This window comes from Candidatus Colwellia aromaticivorans (genome assembly GCF_003333305.1).
GTDB lineage: Bacteria > Pseudomonadota > Gammaproteobacteria > Enterobacterales > Alteromonadaceae > Colwellia > Colwellia aromaticivorans.
On record NZ_QOLD01000028.1, the window covers coordinates 115,316 to 130,617 of the forward strand.

A 15,302-nucleotide genomic window follows, 5' to 3' on the forward strand; every position below is an offset into this window, starting at 1 on the left:
TTTATTTGAGAATAACAAAATGTCTGAAGTTTTTAATTTTTGTGCAGGCCCTGCAATGTTACCAACAGCAGTAATGACAAAAGCGCAAAATGAATTTATTAATTGGAATAACACCGGTAGTTCTGTAATGGAATTAAGCCACCGTAGTAATATCTATATGAAAATGGCATTCCAAGCTGAGGCAGATTTACGCGAGTTAATGGCCATTCCTGATAACTATAAAGTATTATTTTGTCATGGTGGTGGTCGAGGCCAATTTTCTGCTGTTCCGCTAAACTTATTACCTCAAGGTAAATCAGCAGACTATATTGTTAATGGCTCGTGGTCAAAAGCAGCCGCCTTAGAAGCTGAAAATTTTGGTTCTATTAACGTTATTAATGTTCGTGAAGAGCACAATGATGGTGAAATTAGTATTATTCCTAATGCTAAATGGCCATTAAATAATGATGCCGCTTATGTACATTACTGTCCAAATGAAACGGTTGACGGTATTGAAATTAATGAAATACCAGAAACTAACGGTGTTCCTTTAGTTGCTGATATGTCATCAACCATTTTATCTCATGAAATTGATGTGACTAAATTTGGTTTAATTTATGCAGGAGCACAAAAAAATATTGGTCCGTCAGGTTTGACTATTGTTATTGTTCGTGAAGACTTACTTGGTAATGCTCAACTAGCAACACCTTGTATTATGAATTACCAAACCTCTGCTGATAATGACTCTATGTACAATACGCCACCTACATATGCATGGTATTTAGCGAGTTTAGTTTTTCAATGGCTTAAAGAACTTGGCGGTGTTAAAGCTATTGCTAAAGTAAACCAAGAAAAAGCCGAATTATTATATCAAGTTATCGATAGTAGTGATTTTTATAACAATCCTATTGATAAGCAATATCGTAGTAAAATGAACATTCCATTTTGGCTTAACGATGAAAGCTTAAATGAAAAGTTTATATTACAAGCAGAACAACATGGGTTAATGGCACTAAAAGGTCATAGGATCGTTGGTGGTATGCGTGCAAGTATCTATAATGCTATGCCAATTGAAGGTGTACAAGCATTAGTCGATTTTATGCAACAATTTGAAAAGAGGATGAGATAAAGTGGAGCAGTTAACATTAAATCCAATAGGTAGAATTAACGGAGAAGTTTTTTTACCTGGTTCTAAAAGCTTATCTAATCGCGCATTGTTAATTGCGGCATTAGCGAACGGCGTAACTAAAATCACTAACTTATTGGTTAGTGATGACATTAACCATATGCTAAATGCGTTAAAAAGCCTTGGTATTGAATATACCCTAAGTGATTGCGGTACTGAGTGTACTGTTATCGGAAATAATGGTTTTTTCAAAACTAAAGCGCCATTGGAACTATTCCTAGGTAATGCAGGTACGGCGATGCGCCCATTGTGTGCAGCCCTTGCAGCGAGTGAAGGTGAATATATCTTAACTGGCGAACCAAGAATGAAAGAACGGCCAATCGGCCATTTAGGTGATGCATTGGCACAGCTTAGTGCTGATATAGAATATTTAGAAAATAAAAATTACCCACCGGTAAAAATAACAGGTAAAACGTTAACAGGAAATACAGTAAGCATTGATGGCTCAATATCGAGTCAGTTTTTAACTGCAATTTTAATGATAGCACCCTTGTTAGGAACAGATACCGATATAGAAATTGACGGTGAATTAGTCTCTAAGCCATACATTGATATTACGCTTGATATTATGCAAAGGTTTGGTGTTAACGTACAGAATAATGACTATAAGTCTTTCACTGTTAAAGGTGGTCAGTCATACCAAGCTTTAGAAAAATATATGGTTGAAGGTGATGCCTCTTCAGCTTCATATTTTTTAGCGGCTGGGGCAATTAAAGGTGGCGAAATTACCGTGCATGGCGTTGGTAAACTAAGTGTTCAGGGTGATAAGCACTTTGCTGATGTTCTTGAGAAAATGGGAGCAGAAGTTACTTGGGGTGATGAATCAATCACTGTTGTTGGCAAACCGTTAACTGCAGTTGATATGGATATGAATCATATCCCTGATGCAGCCATGACCATTGCAACCACAGCACTTTTTGCTACAGGCACAACAACTATTCGAAATGTTTACAACTGGCGCGTAAAAGAGACTGATCGATTAAACGCCATGGCTACAGAGCTAAGAAAGGTAGGTGCTGATGTGATTGAAGGTGAAGATTATATTTCTATTACGCCACCTAAGCTTCTTAAACATGCTGAAATTGATACTTATGACGATCACAGGATAGCTATGTGCTTTTCTCTCGTTGCCTTAAGCGATACCCCCGTTACTATTAATGATCCTAAGTGTACGGCAAAAACATTTCCTGATTATTTTGACAAGTTAGCGCAAGTCTCTTGCTAAATACATTAAAATAATTTTTTTGGCGATTTTTAAATATAAATCCCGTATAATCCCGCCGATTTTTGACATAAGGAGAGATATGTATGCAGGAAAGCGTTCCAGTTATTACCATTGATGGTCCTAGTGGTGCAGGCAAAGGAACAGTTGCCAGACTTGTAGCAGAACAGCTAGGTTGGCACTTACTTGACAGCGGTGCTATCTACCGTGTCCTTGCCGTGGCAACTCAACATCATCATGTTAGTATTGAAGATGAAGAGCCACTTATTCCCATGGCTGCACATTTAGATGTGCAATTCGAAATCAGTAGCCAAGGGGAAGGAAAAATCATTTTAGAAGGTGAAGATGTTACCAATAGTATTCGCACCGAAGAAATTGGTGCGTTAGCGTCAAAAGTTGCCGCATTTCCCCGTGTACGTGAAGCTTTATTACGCCGTCAACGTGCTTTTTGTGTTTCACCAGGTTTAGTTGCTGATGGACGAGATATGGGAACCGTTGTGTTTTCAAATTCGCCGGTAAAGGTATTTTTAACGGCTAGTGCTGAAGAACGTGCACAGAGACGATTTAATCAGTTGAAAGAGAAAGGATTTGATGTTAAAATCGGGCGCCTTTTGGATGACATACGTCAACGAGATGAGCGAGATAGCAGCCGAAAAGTTGCCCCGCTTGTTCCTGCAGAAGGAGCGTTAATCATTGACTCTACTGACTTTTCCATACAGGAAGTGGTTAATAAAGTCCTTTCATTTGCGAATGGAAAATTAACATAAATCTTTTACCTTTTATTTATTAGGTAAAATTAACTAAAGCTTACGTCAAGGATGTACCGAAGCTAATTTAACAACCCCATGAGACATGAAGTCGACTGGATTAATAGCTGAGTTTATAAACAAGTTATGACTGAAAATTTTGCGCAACTTTTTGAAGAAAGTTTAAAAGAAATCGAAACACGTCCTGGTTCAATTATTAAAGGCACTATCGTTGCTGTTAATAAAGACAATGTTATTGTTGATGCAGGCCTTAAATCTGAAAGTGTTATCTCAATTGATCAATTCAAAAACGCTACTGGTGAAGTAGAAGTTGTTGTTGGCGATCAAGTTGACGTATCTCTTAAAGCCACAGATGATGGTTTCGGTGAAACTGTTCTTTCTCGCGATGATGCTAAGCGTCATGAAGCGTGGCAAGTGCTTGAAAAAGCATATGAAGAAAAAGAAACTGTTATCGGTGTTATCAACGGTAAAGTTAAAGGTGGTTTCACGGTTGAAGTTAGCGATATTCGTGCTTTCTTACCTGGTTCATTAGTAGATGTTCGTCCAGTACGTGACACTGCTCACCTTGAAGGTAAACCTTTAGAATTTAAAGTTATTAAGCTTGATCAAAAGCGTAATAACGTAGTTGTTTCACGTCGTGCTGTTATAGAAGCAGAAGGCAGTGCAGAACGTGATGAATTACTAGAGTCATTAGCGGAAGGCCAAGAAGTTAAAGGTATCGTTAAGAACCTTACTGATTACGGTGCATTCGTTGACTTAGGCGGCATTGATGGTTTATTACATATCACAGATATGGCTTGGAAACGTGTTAAGCACCCAAGTGAAATCGTAAATGTTGGCGATGAAATTCAAGTTAAAGTATTGAAATTCGACCGTGAGCGTACTCGTGTATCTCTTGGTATGAAGCAGTTAGGCGAAGATCCATGGGTAGCAATTGCTAACCGTTACCCTGAAGGTTCTAAACTTTCAGGTCGCGTAACTAACTTAACTGATTACGGTTGTTTCGTTGAAATCCAAGAAGGCGTTGAAGGTTTAGTTCACGTTTCTGAAATGGATTGGACTAACAAAAACATCCACCCATCTAAAGTTGTTAGCTTAGGTGATACAGTTGAAGTACTAGTATTAGAAATTGACGAAGAACGTCGTCGTATTTCTCTAGGTCTTAAACAGTGTATTGCTAACCCTTGGGAAGAGTTTGCTAAAAACTTCAACAAAGGCGACAAAGTATCAGGTAAGATCAAGTCAATTACTGACTTTGGTATCTTCATTGGTCTTGATGGCGGCATAGATGGTTTAGTTCACTTATCTGATATTTCATGGGCTGGTGGCGAAGAAGCCGTACGTGATTATAAGAAAGGCGATGAAATCGATGCTATCGTTCTTCAAGTTGACCCTGAACGTGAGCGTATCTCGTTAGGTGTTAAACAAGCTGAAGACGACCCGTTCAATATGTATCTGACAGATAAGAAAAAAGGTGCTATTGTTAACGGTAAGGTAACTGAAGTTGATGCTAAAGGCGCAACTATTTTGTTAGCTGAAAGTGTTGAAGGTTACTTACGTGTTAGCGACATTTCTGTAGAGCGTATCGAAGATGCATCTGCAGTATTAAAAGTTGGTGACGACGTTGAAGCTAAGTTTATGGGTGTGGATCGTAAGAACCGTACTATTAGCTTATCTATCAAAGCTAAAGATCAAGCGGACGAGCGTGAAGCTATGGATAGCTTGAACCAAGTTGAAGAAACTGGTTTAAGTGCAATGGCTGCAGCGTTTAAAAACGCTAAAAACTAGTTTCTAATAAAAAGTTGTTAGTTTTTACACTCTTTTTACTTGAACTGAGTCATTAGGAAAAGTAAACAAGAGATCAGGGGAAGAGAGGTTATTTTTACCTCTCTTCTTATATTAACTTCATTAGCGCGAAGCTAGATGAATACTGGAGGGGCATATGACCAAATCAGAACTCATTGAAAAGTTAGCAGATAAATTAAGCCATTTATCCGCCAAAGATGTAGAACAATCGATTAAAGAAATCTTAGAATTAATGGCGCAATCCTTGTCAAAAGGTGACCGCATAGAAATTAGAGGCTTTGGTAGTTTTTCATTACATTATCGTGCTCCTAGAGTTGGTAGGAACCCTAAAACTGGTGAATCAGTTGAGTTGACGGGCAAATACGTACCTCACTTTAAACCGGGTAAAGAATTGCGAGAAAGAGTTAATCTTTCGGTTGCTTAGTCTTCTCTGATAATGAGAAGCAACTTAAGTAATTGCAAAGCAATACAAAAGATTAGATAATAAACGGCATACTTTGGTATGCCGTTTTTTTTATTTCCATTATTAAGCAGGAGCTCACGTGCGAATATATTTTACTTTTTTCTTAGTGTTGATTTTACTCGCGATTGCTTTTGTTTTTGGTAGTCAAAATGATCAATTAATATCGTTAAACTATTTAGTTGCAAGAGTTGAGTTGTCAATGGCAGCGGCCGTTAGTTTATTCACTACTATTGGTTTTATCCTTGGTCTTTTAGCTACCATACTGTGGCGCTTGATACGTAAAGGTAAAAAATCATTAGCTAAGAATCGTTCAACTGAAGTCTGAGAATCAGTAACACCATGATTGAACTACTATTTTTATTACTCCCTATTGCAATGGCCTATGGCTGGTTTATGGGAAGAAATAGCATAAAACAAAAAGATCAGACCATTAAGCAAGATTTATCTATAAAATATTCAACAGGTTTGAATTATTTATTATCAAACCAAAAGGATAAAGCAATTGATTCTCTTTTAGAAGCGTTAAAAGTGGAAGATGACAGTGTAGAGGCACATTTTGCCATGGCTAATCTTTTTCGTAAACGTGGTGAATTAGATAGAGCTTTGAAGGTTCATGAACATTTAGTTCGTCACGGCAACTTACAAACTAAAGACAAGCAACAGGCCGTTTTTGAATTAGGTAAAGATTTTTTATGCGCTGGCTTATATGATCGTGCAGAAAAAATGTTTACGAAACTTTTGAAGTCTAAAGATTATGGCTTGAAATCATTAACCTACTTGTTGCAAATATTTCAATCAACTAAAGATTGGCAACAAGGTATTGGTCATAAAAAACTCGTAGTGAAATTAAATGATAAACGTTTATTACACACCTTGGCTAATTTTTATTGTGAGCAAGCAACCAGTGCATTTGAACAAGATAACTTTATCGAGGTTATAGAGTTGTTAGAACAAGCATTGTTATTAGATCCAAACTCTTGTCGAGCCAATTGGTTGATGGCAAAAATTTATGAAAATCATCAACAATGTGAATTAGCATGTCAGTGTTATCAAGATATATACCAACAGGATAAAGAGTTTTTCCCCGATGTTATTGAACAGATGCATCAATGTTACTTAGATATTGATGCTTCGGATGAGTTTTTTCGTTTTATTAAAAAAGTATATGACGAAACGGCTAGTTCAAGTGCATTAATTTCATATTTAAGCCATGTTGAAGATAAACATGGACATAAAAAAGCTAAAGAATTTATGTTATCGGCACTTAAACGTCGTCCGACAATACGCGGGTTTAAACACTTTGTTAAAATGCAAATGAATCAATCAGACGATTTGGATAATAAGGCAAGTCTAGATTTAATCAAAGAATTGATCAGCGAATACTTAAAAGTTAAACACAGGTATAGTTGCCGTAACTGTGGTTTTAATAGTTCTACTCATTATTGGTCTTGTCCATCCTGCCATGAGTGGGAACAACTTAAACCTGTGCGTGGCCTAGAAGGCGAGTAGATATTTATTTCGTCATCAGGTATCCCTAATCGTCATAAGTACTCATTGACTACCGTCAACTCCGTGCTTATTTCTTGAACTTGCATCACTTGATTTAGAAATAACCATCTACAGAATCAAGTGCTTTATTAATTTAAAAAGTTTAAAAAATACAACCGTTCGTCCTGAGCTTGTCGAAGGAAGCTTGTCGAAGGAAGCTTGTCGAAGGAAGCTTGTCGTACATCGACTGCTCGTGCCTCGCGCTCAGTATGAATGGAAAAACACCGTTCGTCCTGAGTTTGTCGAAGGAAGCTTGTCGTACATCGACTGCTCGTGCCTCGCGCTCAGTATGAATAAAAAAACACCGTTCGTCCTGAGCCTGTCGAAGGAAGCTTGTCGAAGGATTTTTAACGTAAAGAAATTGAAAATAGGAAACCGAATGTTAGATCCAAAAGTAGTTGTCGCTTTAGACTTCGATAAAAAAAATGATGCTTTATCTTTTGTTGATAGAATTTCACCAACAGATTGTAAGCTTAAAGTAGGCAAAGAAATGTTTACTTATTTTGGCCCTGAGTTTGTTAAACAATTAACAGGGAAGGGCTTTGATGTTTTTCTTGATTTAAAGTTTCATGATATCCCTAATACGGTAGCAAAAGCGGTAACTGCAGCAGCAGATCTTGGTGTATGGATGGTAAATGTACATGCCAGTGGCGGTAGCCAAATGATGACTAAAGCGAAAGAAGCCTTAGTGAATTATGGAAATGACGCGCCCTTGTTAATCGCCGTTACGGTATTAACAAGCATGTCGGAAAGCGATTTACGCGGTTTAGGTATTAACAAAAGCCCCGCAGAGCAAGTTGACTTTTTAGCTAAGCTAACGAAAGAAAGTGGTTTAGATGGTGTTGTCTGTTCGGCATGGGAAGCGGAGCACTTAAAGCGTTCACTTGGTAAAGAGTTTAAATTGATCACCCCCGGTATTCGTCCTGCAGGCTCAGCGAAAGATGATCAACAACGTATTATGACGCCAGAGCAAGCAATAAATGTTGGTGTTGATTATTTGGTGATCGGACGCCCAATTACAAAAGCACTTAATCCACAGCAAGTACTAGAGAAAATTAATCAGTCAATAAGGTAAAATGAAGAGAAACTAATTGGAGTTTTACAGTAGTGTAAATATAGAAGATATTAATTGTTTACTATTTTTAACGGTATCAAGTACGATTCTATAGCAAATAAAAAGGCTTAATTTTTCAATTAAGCCTTTTTTGTAATTTTCAGATCAAAATTTACTTTTCATAATTGTGAATATGAGCAACTAAATCTAGTACTTTGTTTGAATAACCAATTTCATTGTCATACCAAGCAACAACTTTAACAAAAGTACTTGTTAATGAAATACCAGCTTTTGCATCAAACACTGAAGTACAGGTTTCGCCAATAAAGTCATTAGAAACAACCGCATCCTCGGTATAATCTAATATGCCTTTCAGCTCTCCTTCAGCCGCTGCACTCATGGCTTGACAAATTTCTCTATAAGTAGCTGGATTCGTCAAGTTAACCGTTAAATCTACTACTGAAACATCAGGCGTAGGAACACGGAATGCCATACCGGTTAGTTTGCCATTAAGCTCTGGTATAATTTTACCAACAGCCTTTGCTGCACCGGTTGTTGAAGGAATAATATTCTGACCAGCACCACGCCCACCACGCCAATCTTTTCCTGAGGGGCTATCAACTGTTTTTTGTGTCGCTGTAGTTGCATGAACAGTCGTCATTAAACCATCCTGAATACCCCAGTTATCATTCAATATTTTAGCTATTGGAGCTAAACAGTTTGTAGTACAAGAAGCATTAGATACAATATCTTGGCCAACATATTCATTTAAGTTAACACCACAAACAAACATAGGTGTATCATCTTTAGAAGGCGCGGAAAGAACTACTTGTTTAGCTCCTGCTTCAATATGTCTACGCGCTGTTTCATTTGTTAAGAATAAACCGGTTGATTCTACAACAACATCTACGTCAATTTCACCCCACTTTAAATTTGTAGGATCACGCTCTGCTGTAACACGAACGGGTTTACCATTAACAATGAGCTGACCATCTACAACATCAACTGTGCCATTGAAGCGACCATGTGTTGAATCATATTTTAACATATAGGCCATGTAATCTATGTCGATTAAATCATTTATGCCAACGACTTCAATATCATCTCTTTCGGCAGCAGCTCTAAATACAAAACGACCAATACGACCAAACCCGTTAATGCCAATTTTAATTTTCATAGTAAACCTCTCTAAATCTCATTATGTAGTAAAATTACACCATTTTGAGATTATTTCAAGTTAAAGTTGCTTTAAATGCCAAATAAGCCTGATTATATAATTTGTTTTTCGTATAATTACCAAAATAATTAATTATTCATTAAAAAACCACCAGTTTTGTGTTTTTATTCGCTATTTAAATGAATTAGCGTTTGTTGCATGGTGAAATGTGAAAACATTCAGTGTATAAAGTTTAGCTTTCGTTTCGAAAGTTAGTAATGATATAACTTGCTTAGCTTTTATTTATATTTTTTATACAAGTAAAGTTTGGCGTGCCGGTTGTATTATTCGCGCCACATTTTTGCAATCAATTGCCAAAGCATATGAACGAAATAATGATTTAGATAATTTATTGCTTGACAGCTTCTTCGTTGAGCAATTGAGTGAACGCCAGTTAAATTGGCGTAAATCTGTTTGTAGCGCTACAATGGTTGGCATACCAAACGGTGCTTTATCATCAGCATTATCTTATTATGACTCAATGCGTAACCGGCGAATTTGTTACAAGGTCAACGTGACTTTTTTGGTGCACATACTGTTGAACGCGTTGACAAAGCAGACGGTAAAAAATAGCATGTACAGTGGTTAAGCACTGAACGAAATACTATTTTAATAGAGTAAGGGTATACCCAAGCCCCTTGAAGATGCGAGTTTCAGCAAGTCTGAACAAGTTATAATCAAGGCGAATTTTTGTATTAATGGTTATCCCTTAAAAAGAAATGCAACGCAGAGTATGATTTGCTCAGCTTTGCCCGAGGGCTGGTTTAGAAACGTTTTATGCTGCGTTATTGATTTCGACAAGGACGCTACATGGATGTAGCTTACTAGAGAATGCAGGAGCACATTCTCCTGAACAACCATTCTCTTCAATCAACGCCTTACCTAAAGACGTTTCTAATTCCAGCTGAATCCTGTATCTTCAAGTGGTTTGGGTATATGTTTTATGACAGATGATAATTACAAGAACAAGCTCAGTGAAGCGGCATTTAAAGTATGTCGTTTAGCGGCAACAGAACAGCCTTTTACGGGTAAGTACAATAATCATTTCCAAGCAGGTATCTATTTGTGCGCTTGCTGTAATACACCGCTTTTTACCAGTGAAAGTAAATTCGACTCGGGTTGCGGATGGCCGAGTTTTTTCGAAGCTATCGCTAACAACGTAGCTTATATTGAAGATTTAACTCACAGTATGGTACGTGTTGAAATTCAATGTCAGCAATGTCAATCTCATCTTGGTCATGTGTTTGAAGATGGTCCTAAACCCACAGGAAAAAGGTACTGTGTTAATTCGTTAAGTTTAACTTTTCAAACGAAATAACTGGGATAAGGAATTACTAAAGATAAAAGGCACTTAATATTTAGGTGCCTTAAATGTACTGTTTTCAATGTTAGCTAATGTATTACTTGCTACTTTATCTAAAAACTCCCCATCTAATGAATAAGCACGTTGGTATTGTTTTAACTGCTGATTCACTTGAGCTTCATTTTTTTTTGTCACTAATTTATAAGTTTTTAGCCATATATACCCTTGTTTAGGTTTATCTCTATTCGTAAAAATTGTCGCTAATGTTTGAAAAACTTCCGGAATTAATTTTTCATTTGGTTGATGTAACTCAAGCGAACGAAATAATAACCGTAAGGTTTTATCATTATCTTGTTTTGCATAGTGCGTTGCTAACTGAAATTGAGAAAGTGAGTTTTCTAGAGCGGCACTACCTTCTAATTTTAAAAATTGTGCTAAAGAGTTATTGTTTTGCTCTCTTGACCAATGATAATAAAGCAGATGAGGATGTGTAGAATCAAGAGTTTGAACTGACAACTTAGCTAACTTGTTTTTGGCGTTGATCAGATTATTTTGTCTCATTGTTGTTTTTTCTTTCAATTTGATATGTTGAATTTGCGATGCCAATCCCATGCAGTCAACGTAATCTTCATAAGCAATTAAAAGGTTATATTTGTGAGAATCATTTTCTTTGGTTTTCAAATTTATTCGTGCTAAAGCGACATCAATTCGTTCTCTTTTACACCAACTATCTTGACCAAATTCCTGACAAATTTGTGGGTTTTCTTTACACAGTTCAGTTAAACTTTTATTGCTATCACAACTTGATAACAGCAATAGCGAAGAAAGTAAGGCGAGTAGTTTCATTTAATATCACTTTATTGGTTTCTAATAAATGTTGGTTATATGATTAAATAATCATGTAACCTATGGCGGAATATCATATCTTGCATTACAATATGCGCGACATAATCCCCACTATAGTCTAGTTTTGAGTTGTTAAAAACTAAGCTAATATGATTATAGTAAACGCTCGTTCAATTGATTGAAATAAAAGGTTTAACTAATGACGTCTCATCTAGAGGAAGAATATCAAACAAGTTGGCAAGAACGCCAGACTTTCGCCGAAAATATGCAACCTATCATTGGTCAGCTATTTAGAAACAAGGGTATCGAAATTTCCATTTATGGTCGCCCTTTAATTAATGCTTCTCCTATCGATATCATCAAAGCACATAAAACGGTTGCTTTACATGAAGAGAATAAACTACGTTTACGCGAAAGTTTTCCTTTTATTGAAGCGTTAAGCAAAATGGTATTAGCGCCTGCACGTATTGATGTAGGTAAACTAGCTTATCGTTATTTGTTTCAAGGTTTATCAAATGATTTATCAATTGAACAATACCTAGAAAAAGAATTATCACCGATAGTAAATAACAGTGATGCACCGCAAAGCCAAGATGTTGTGTTATATGGTTTCGGCCGTATTGGCCGTTTATTGGCGCGTTTACTAATAGAGCAAACGGGTCCAACGGCTGAATTGAACTTACGTGCTATTGTTTTACGTCCATCTAAAAGTGGTGAAGATTTAGAGAAGCGTGCTAGCCTATTACGTCGTGATTCTGTGCATGGTGCATTTAACGGTAGCATTACTATTGATAAAGAAAATAATGTTATTAAAGCTAATGGTGCTTTCATCAAAGTAATTTACGCTAAATCTCCGTCAGAAGTTGATTACACTGCACACGGTATTAATAATGCGTTAGTTGTTGATAACACAGGTATCTGGAGTGATGAAGATGGCTTAGGTCAACATCTACAATCTAAAGGTGTTTCTAAAGTATTACTAACTGCACCAGCTAAAGGTGATATTAAAAATATCGTTTATGGTGTTAACCATGACATGATTTTAGCAGAAGATAAAATCGTTTCTGCAGCAAGTTGTACTACCAATGCTATTACGCCTGTATTAAAAGCACTTAATGATGAATATGGTATCAAGAATGGTCATGTTGAAACTATTCACTCATATACTAACGATCAAAACTTAATTGATAACTACCATCCAGCACCTCGTCGCGGACGTAGTGCACCATTGAATATGGTTATCAGTACTACGGGCGCAGCAAAAGCTGTAGCTAAAGCACTACCTGAGCTTAAAGGTTTATTAACGGGTAATGCAATTCGGGTTCCTACGCCAAATGTTTCAATGGCTATTATGAACTTGAACTTGAAAAAAGCGACAGATAAAGATGCGCTTAATGATTATTTAAGAAACATCTCTTTAAAATCAGATTTACAAAATCAAGTAGATTACACGGCTTCTAGCGAAATCGTTTCTACCGATCTTGTAGGCTCACGCTATGCAGGTGTTGTTGATTCACAAGCAACGATTGTTGATGGTGACAGAGCTGTATTATACGTATGGTATGATAATGAGTTTGGTTATAGCTGCCAGGTTGTTCGTGTTATGTCAGAAATGGCAGGTATTACAGTACCAACACTACCAGTTAAATAATAAATAGCTTCGAGTTGTTTATACAGAAAAATTATTTCGAATACTAAAAGGCGCTAACCTGCGAAGGTTAGCGCCTTTTTATTGGAATTCTTCGAAGATAGGGGATTACAAACAGCGTTTTGGTTTAGGTAAACCCGCATACTTAGTCGCTTGCTTTGCCGGACCATCAGGAAATAGTTTAAACAGATAACGGCTACTTGCTTTTTCTTCACCAAATTCAGCTTTCATCGCTTTAGTTAGTGCTCGAATAGCAGGAGATGTGTTGTAGGTTAAATAAAATTGACGAACAAATTTAATCACTTCCCAATGAGCTTCAGTTATTTCAAAATTGTCATTTTTTGCCATCACAACGGCTAATTCTTCTTGCCATAGTGTATGATCTAACAGATAACCTTGCTTGTCAGTCGCTATTTGCTCACCATTAAACGCTAAACTTATTGCCATGTAATTACTCTGCTTGTTGTTAACGTTAAATTGACTAAGTCGTTCATATTGATAACTGTATATAACGATTCATCTATTGTTATCGCACGCGCTTGTGCGTGTTTATCGATCACGTTTAACTGAATACCCGCTTCGCTATTAATGGTGTTAATTAGTTGGTGATGTAAGTTATAGCAACCGTCATCAATAAAAGCGATCACATCATTGTCACGCAATACTTGTAAGCATTGAGCGAAATCATCGCTGTTAAAGGCACTTTGACGAACAATATGTAAGGTAGGCATTAGTATCGTTTCCCGGTTAAAATCGTAAAACAGTATGATGTGATGCTAATTTTTCAGCAAATTCTTTTTTGGCGAGTACTTTTACTTGCTCAATATGAAAAGCAGCCGTTAAGCCGCGCTGAGTAAGTGACTCTTGGCATATATATATGTTTTCAAGATCGTAAAACTCAAAAGCAGCAAAAGTTTTCAAATAATCTTTCACTGAAATAATTGCTCCGTCTTGTCCTTGCATAAGTTGCCAAACTCCATCACCTTGAAAAAATAATGATGTAGGCTGCTCAAAAGAGCCAAATATTAACGCGATATCTAGCGCATCTTTTCCGGCAGTATTAGAGTAGGGCGCTTTGGCGTTAAGTATTGCAGTTAGTTTATTCAAGGTATCACTCATTAAAATTGCACCAAACGATCCGCTTTGTTAACTAGCTCAACTAACTCACCTAAGCCAGACACGGTGAAAATAGGGTGAATATTATTGGGCTCTTCATCACTAAGGCCGCGTTTTTCAGCTGCCGTAATACATAAGTGTAATGGGAGTTTGTATGTTTCTTGTAATGCTTGCCATTGATCTATACATTGAAATTCATCACTAGCAATCTGTGCTTGTTGATTCGCGTGTATAACGCCATATTGATAAAAGAACACACCAATTAGCTCAACACCCGATTTAAGCGCTGTTTCAATATAATCTAAAGCAGTTACGCTTAAGTTGCTATAAGGTGGAGTAGTGACTACTACAGCGAGTTTTTTCACAAAATAATTTCTCTGTTAAGTTTAGCGTTTAATAGACATTAAAAAGCCCCGCAATTGCGAGGCTTAATATTATAAAGCTTTTTATCAAGACTAAAAGCTAATTCATTTGAAGCTTAATCATCGCTACCAAGTACGCCTAAAAGGCTAAGTAAGTGAACGAAAATATTATAAACATTCAAGTATAACGACACTGTTGCTCTAATATAGTTGCGTTCGCCACCGTTGATAATGCGACTTGTGTCATACAAAATCAAACCAGACATTACCATGATAACCGCAGCACTAATCGCTAGTTGAAGAGCAGGGATTTGAAAAAAGATATTAGCTAAACTTGCTACTAATACTACAATCAAACCTGTCATTAAAAAGCCACCCATAAAAGAGAAGTCTTTTTTACTGGTTAACGCGTAACCTGATAAAGCGAAAAAGATTAATGCAGTACCACCAAGGGCTTGCATAATCATAGCTGGGCCACCAGGCATAGAAGCATAGACATTAAGCATTGGTCCAAGAGAGGCGCCCATTAAACCGGTAAAACCGAATATCCAAAAAACGCCGCTAGCAGAATCTGCTTTTTTGTTAACAACAAACATTAAACCAAAAGCCGCTAACATCATCACTAATGCGACCATGTGTGATAAATTCATCGCCATTGAAACGCCAGCTGTTACTGCACTAAATGCTAGTGTCATAGATAAAAGCATATAAGTATTTTTCAATACTTTATTTATTTCGATAGCAGAGCTTTGACTCGCTGATTGAAAACTCATGTTAGATTGCATA

Annotated in this window: 17 protein-coding genes and 1 pseudogene; 11 read left to right on the plus strand and 7 right to left on the minus strand. The window is 36.9% G+C overall.

The window, feature by feature from the left end; translation table 11 throughout:
- Positions 1-19 precede the first annotated feature (19 nt).
- The 8 genes from serC to pyrF all read left to right on the plus strand — a co-directional run bounded on the left by serC (position 20) and on the right by pyrF (position 8,046).
- A complete protein-coding gene (serC, locus tag DWA31_RS04800) occupies positions 20-1,108 on the plus strand; it encodes a 3-phosphoserine/phosphohydroxythreonine transaminase (protein ID WP_114325514.1) in 1,089 nt (362 codons plus the stop codon).
- Between the two features lies 1 nt (position 1,109).
- Complete coding sequence (gene aroA / locus DWA31_RS04805) at positions 1,110-2,390, plus strand: 3-phosphoshikimate 1-carboxyvinyltransferase (RefSeq protein ID WP_114325515.1); 1,281 nt, start codon at positions 1,110-1,112, stop codon at positions 2,388-2,390.
- A gap of 83 nt (positions 2,391-2,473) precedes the next feature.
- The gene (gene cmk / locus DWA31_RS04810; protein WP_114325516.1) at positions 2,474-3,154 is read left to right on the plus strand and encodes a (d)CMP kinase; all 681 of its coding nucleotides are present in this window, start codon (positions 2,474-2,476) and stop codon (positions 3,152-3,154) included.
- A 126-nt stretch (positions 3,155-3,280) separates the two neighbouring features.
- Complete coding sequence (gene rpsA, locus DWA31_RS04815) at positions 3,281-4,942, plus strand: 30S ribosomal protein S1 (protein ID WP_114325517.1); 1,662 nt, start codon at positions 3,281-3,283, stop codon at positions 4,940-4,942.
- A 154-nt stretch (positions 4,943-5,096) separates the two neighbouring features.
- Positions 5,097-5,384: an integration host factor subunit beta gene (gene ihfB, locus DWA31_RS04820; protein WP_114325518.1), complete on the plus strand. Its 288-nt coding sequence runs from the start codon at positions 5,097-5,099 to the stop codon at positions 5,382-5,384.
- Positions 5,385-5,502: 118 nt separating this feature from the next.
- Complete coding sequence (locus DWA31_RS04825) at positions 5,503-5,748, plus strand: lipopolysaccharide assembly protein LapA domain-containing protein (RefSeq protein WP_114325519.1); 246 nt, start codon at positions 5,503-5,505, stop codon at positions 5,746-5,748.
- A gap of 14 nt (positions 5,749-5,762) precedes the next feature.
- Positions 5,763-6,932, plus strand: a complete 1,170-nt coding sequence (lapB, locus tag DWA31_RS04830) for a lipopolysaccharide assembly protein LapB (protein WP_114325520.1) — start codon at positions 5,763-5,765, stop codon at positions 6,930-6,932.
- A 418-nt stretch (positions 6,933-7,350) separates the two neighbouring features.
- A complete protein-coding gene (pyrF, locus tag DWA31_RS04835; protein ID WP_114325521.1) occupies positions 7,351-8,046 on the plus strand; it encodes an orotidine-5'-phosphate decarboxylase in 696 nt (231 codons plus the stop codon).
- 151 nt (positions 8,047-8,197) lie between these two features.
- Here pyrF and gap read toward each other — a convergent pair whose 3' ends face one another.
- Positions 8,198-9,202: a type I glyceraldehyde-3-phosphate dehydrogenase gene (gene gap, locus DWA31_RS04840; protein ID WP_114325522.1), complete on the minus strand. Its 1,005-nt coding sequence runs from the start codon at positions 9,200-9,202 to the stop codon at positions 8,198-8,200.
- Positions 9,203-9,500: 298 nt separating this feature from the next.
- Here gap and DWA31_RS04845 point away from each other — a divergent pair.
- Together DWA31_RS04845 and msrB are read left to right on the plus strand one after the other, a co-directional pair.
- Positions 9,501-9,814: pseudogene (locus DWA31_RS04845) on the plus strand (NADP-dependent phosphogluconate dehydrogenase); the annotation flags it as partial.
- 370 nt (positions 9,815-10,184) lie between these two features.
- Complete coding sequence (gene msrB / locus DWA31_RS04850; RefSeq protein WP_114325523.1) at positions 10,185-10,559, plus strand: peptide-methionine (R)-S-oxide reductase MsrB; 375 nt, start codon at positions 10,185-10,187, stop codon at positions 10,557-10,559.
- A 33-nt stretch (positions 10,560-10,592) separates the two neighbouring features.
- On the opposite strand, the gene DWA31_RS04855 is transcribed toward msrB, so the two are convergent.
- Positions 10,593-11,390 (minus strand): DUF2989 domain-containing protein, encoded by a 798-nt coding sequence (locus DWA31_RS04855; RefSeq protein WP_114325524.1) that lies wholly within the window; start codon positions 11,388-11,390, stop codon positions 10,593-10,595.
- A gap of 199 nt (positions 11,391-11,589) precedes the next feature.
- Between DWA31_RS04855 and DWA31_RS04860 the strand changes: the two genes are divergently transcribed.
- Positions 11,590-13,041, plus strand: coding sequence for a glyceraldehyde-3-phosphate dehydrogenase (locus DWA31_RS04860; protein WP_114325525.1), 1,452 nt, complete (start codon positions 11,590-11,592; stop codon positions 13,039-13,041).
- A 105-nt stretch (positions 13,042-13,146) separates the two neighbouring features.
- Here the strand turns inward: DWA31_RS04860 and DWA31_RS04865 are convergent, their stop codons facing one another.
- The 5 genes from DWA31_RS04865 to DWA31_RS04885 all read right to left on the minus strand — a co-directional run bounded on the left by DWA31_RS04865 (position 13,147) and on the right by DWA31_RS04885 (position 15,301).
- A complete protein-coding gene (locus tag DWA31_RS04865; RefSeq protein ID WP_114325526.1) occupies positions 13,147-13,485 on the minus strand; it encodes a TusE/DsrC/DsvC family sulfur relay protein in 339 nt (112 codons plus the stop codon).
- Positions 13,476-13,769 (minus strand): sulfurtransferase complex subunit TusB, encoded by a 294-nt coding sequence (tusB, locus tag DWA31_RS04870; RefSeq protein ID WP_114325527.1) that lies wholly within the window; start codon positions 13,767-13,769, stop codon positions 13,476-13,478. Before tusB ends, DWA31_RS04865 begins: the two co-directional genes overlap by 10 nt.
- Before the next feature lie 16 nt (positions 13,770-13,785).
- The gene (gene tusC / locus DWA31_RS04875; protein WP_114325528.1) at positions 13,786-14,157 is read right to left on the minus strand and encodes a sulfurtransferase complex subunit TusC; all 372 of its coding nucleotides are present in this window, start codon (positions 14,155-14,157) and stop codon (positions 13,786-13,788) included.
- Positions 14,157-14,519 (minus strand): sulfurtransferase complex subunit TusD, encoded by a 363-nt coding sequence (gene tusD, locus DWA31_RS04880; protein WP_114325529.1) that lies wholly within the window; start codon positions 14,517-14,519, stop codon positions 14,157-14,159. Before tusD ends, tusC begins: the two co-directional genes overlap by 1 nt.
- A gap of 113 nt (positions 14,520-14,632) precedes the next feature.
- A complete protein-coding gene (locus DWA31_RS04885) occupies positions 14,633-15,301 on the minus strand; it encodes a Bax inhibitor-1/YccA family protein (protein ID WP_210725544.1) in 669 nt (222 codons plus the stop codon).
- Position 15,302 lies beyond the last annotated feature (1 nt).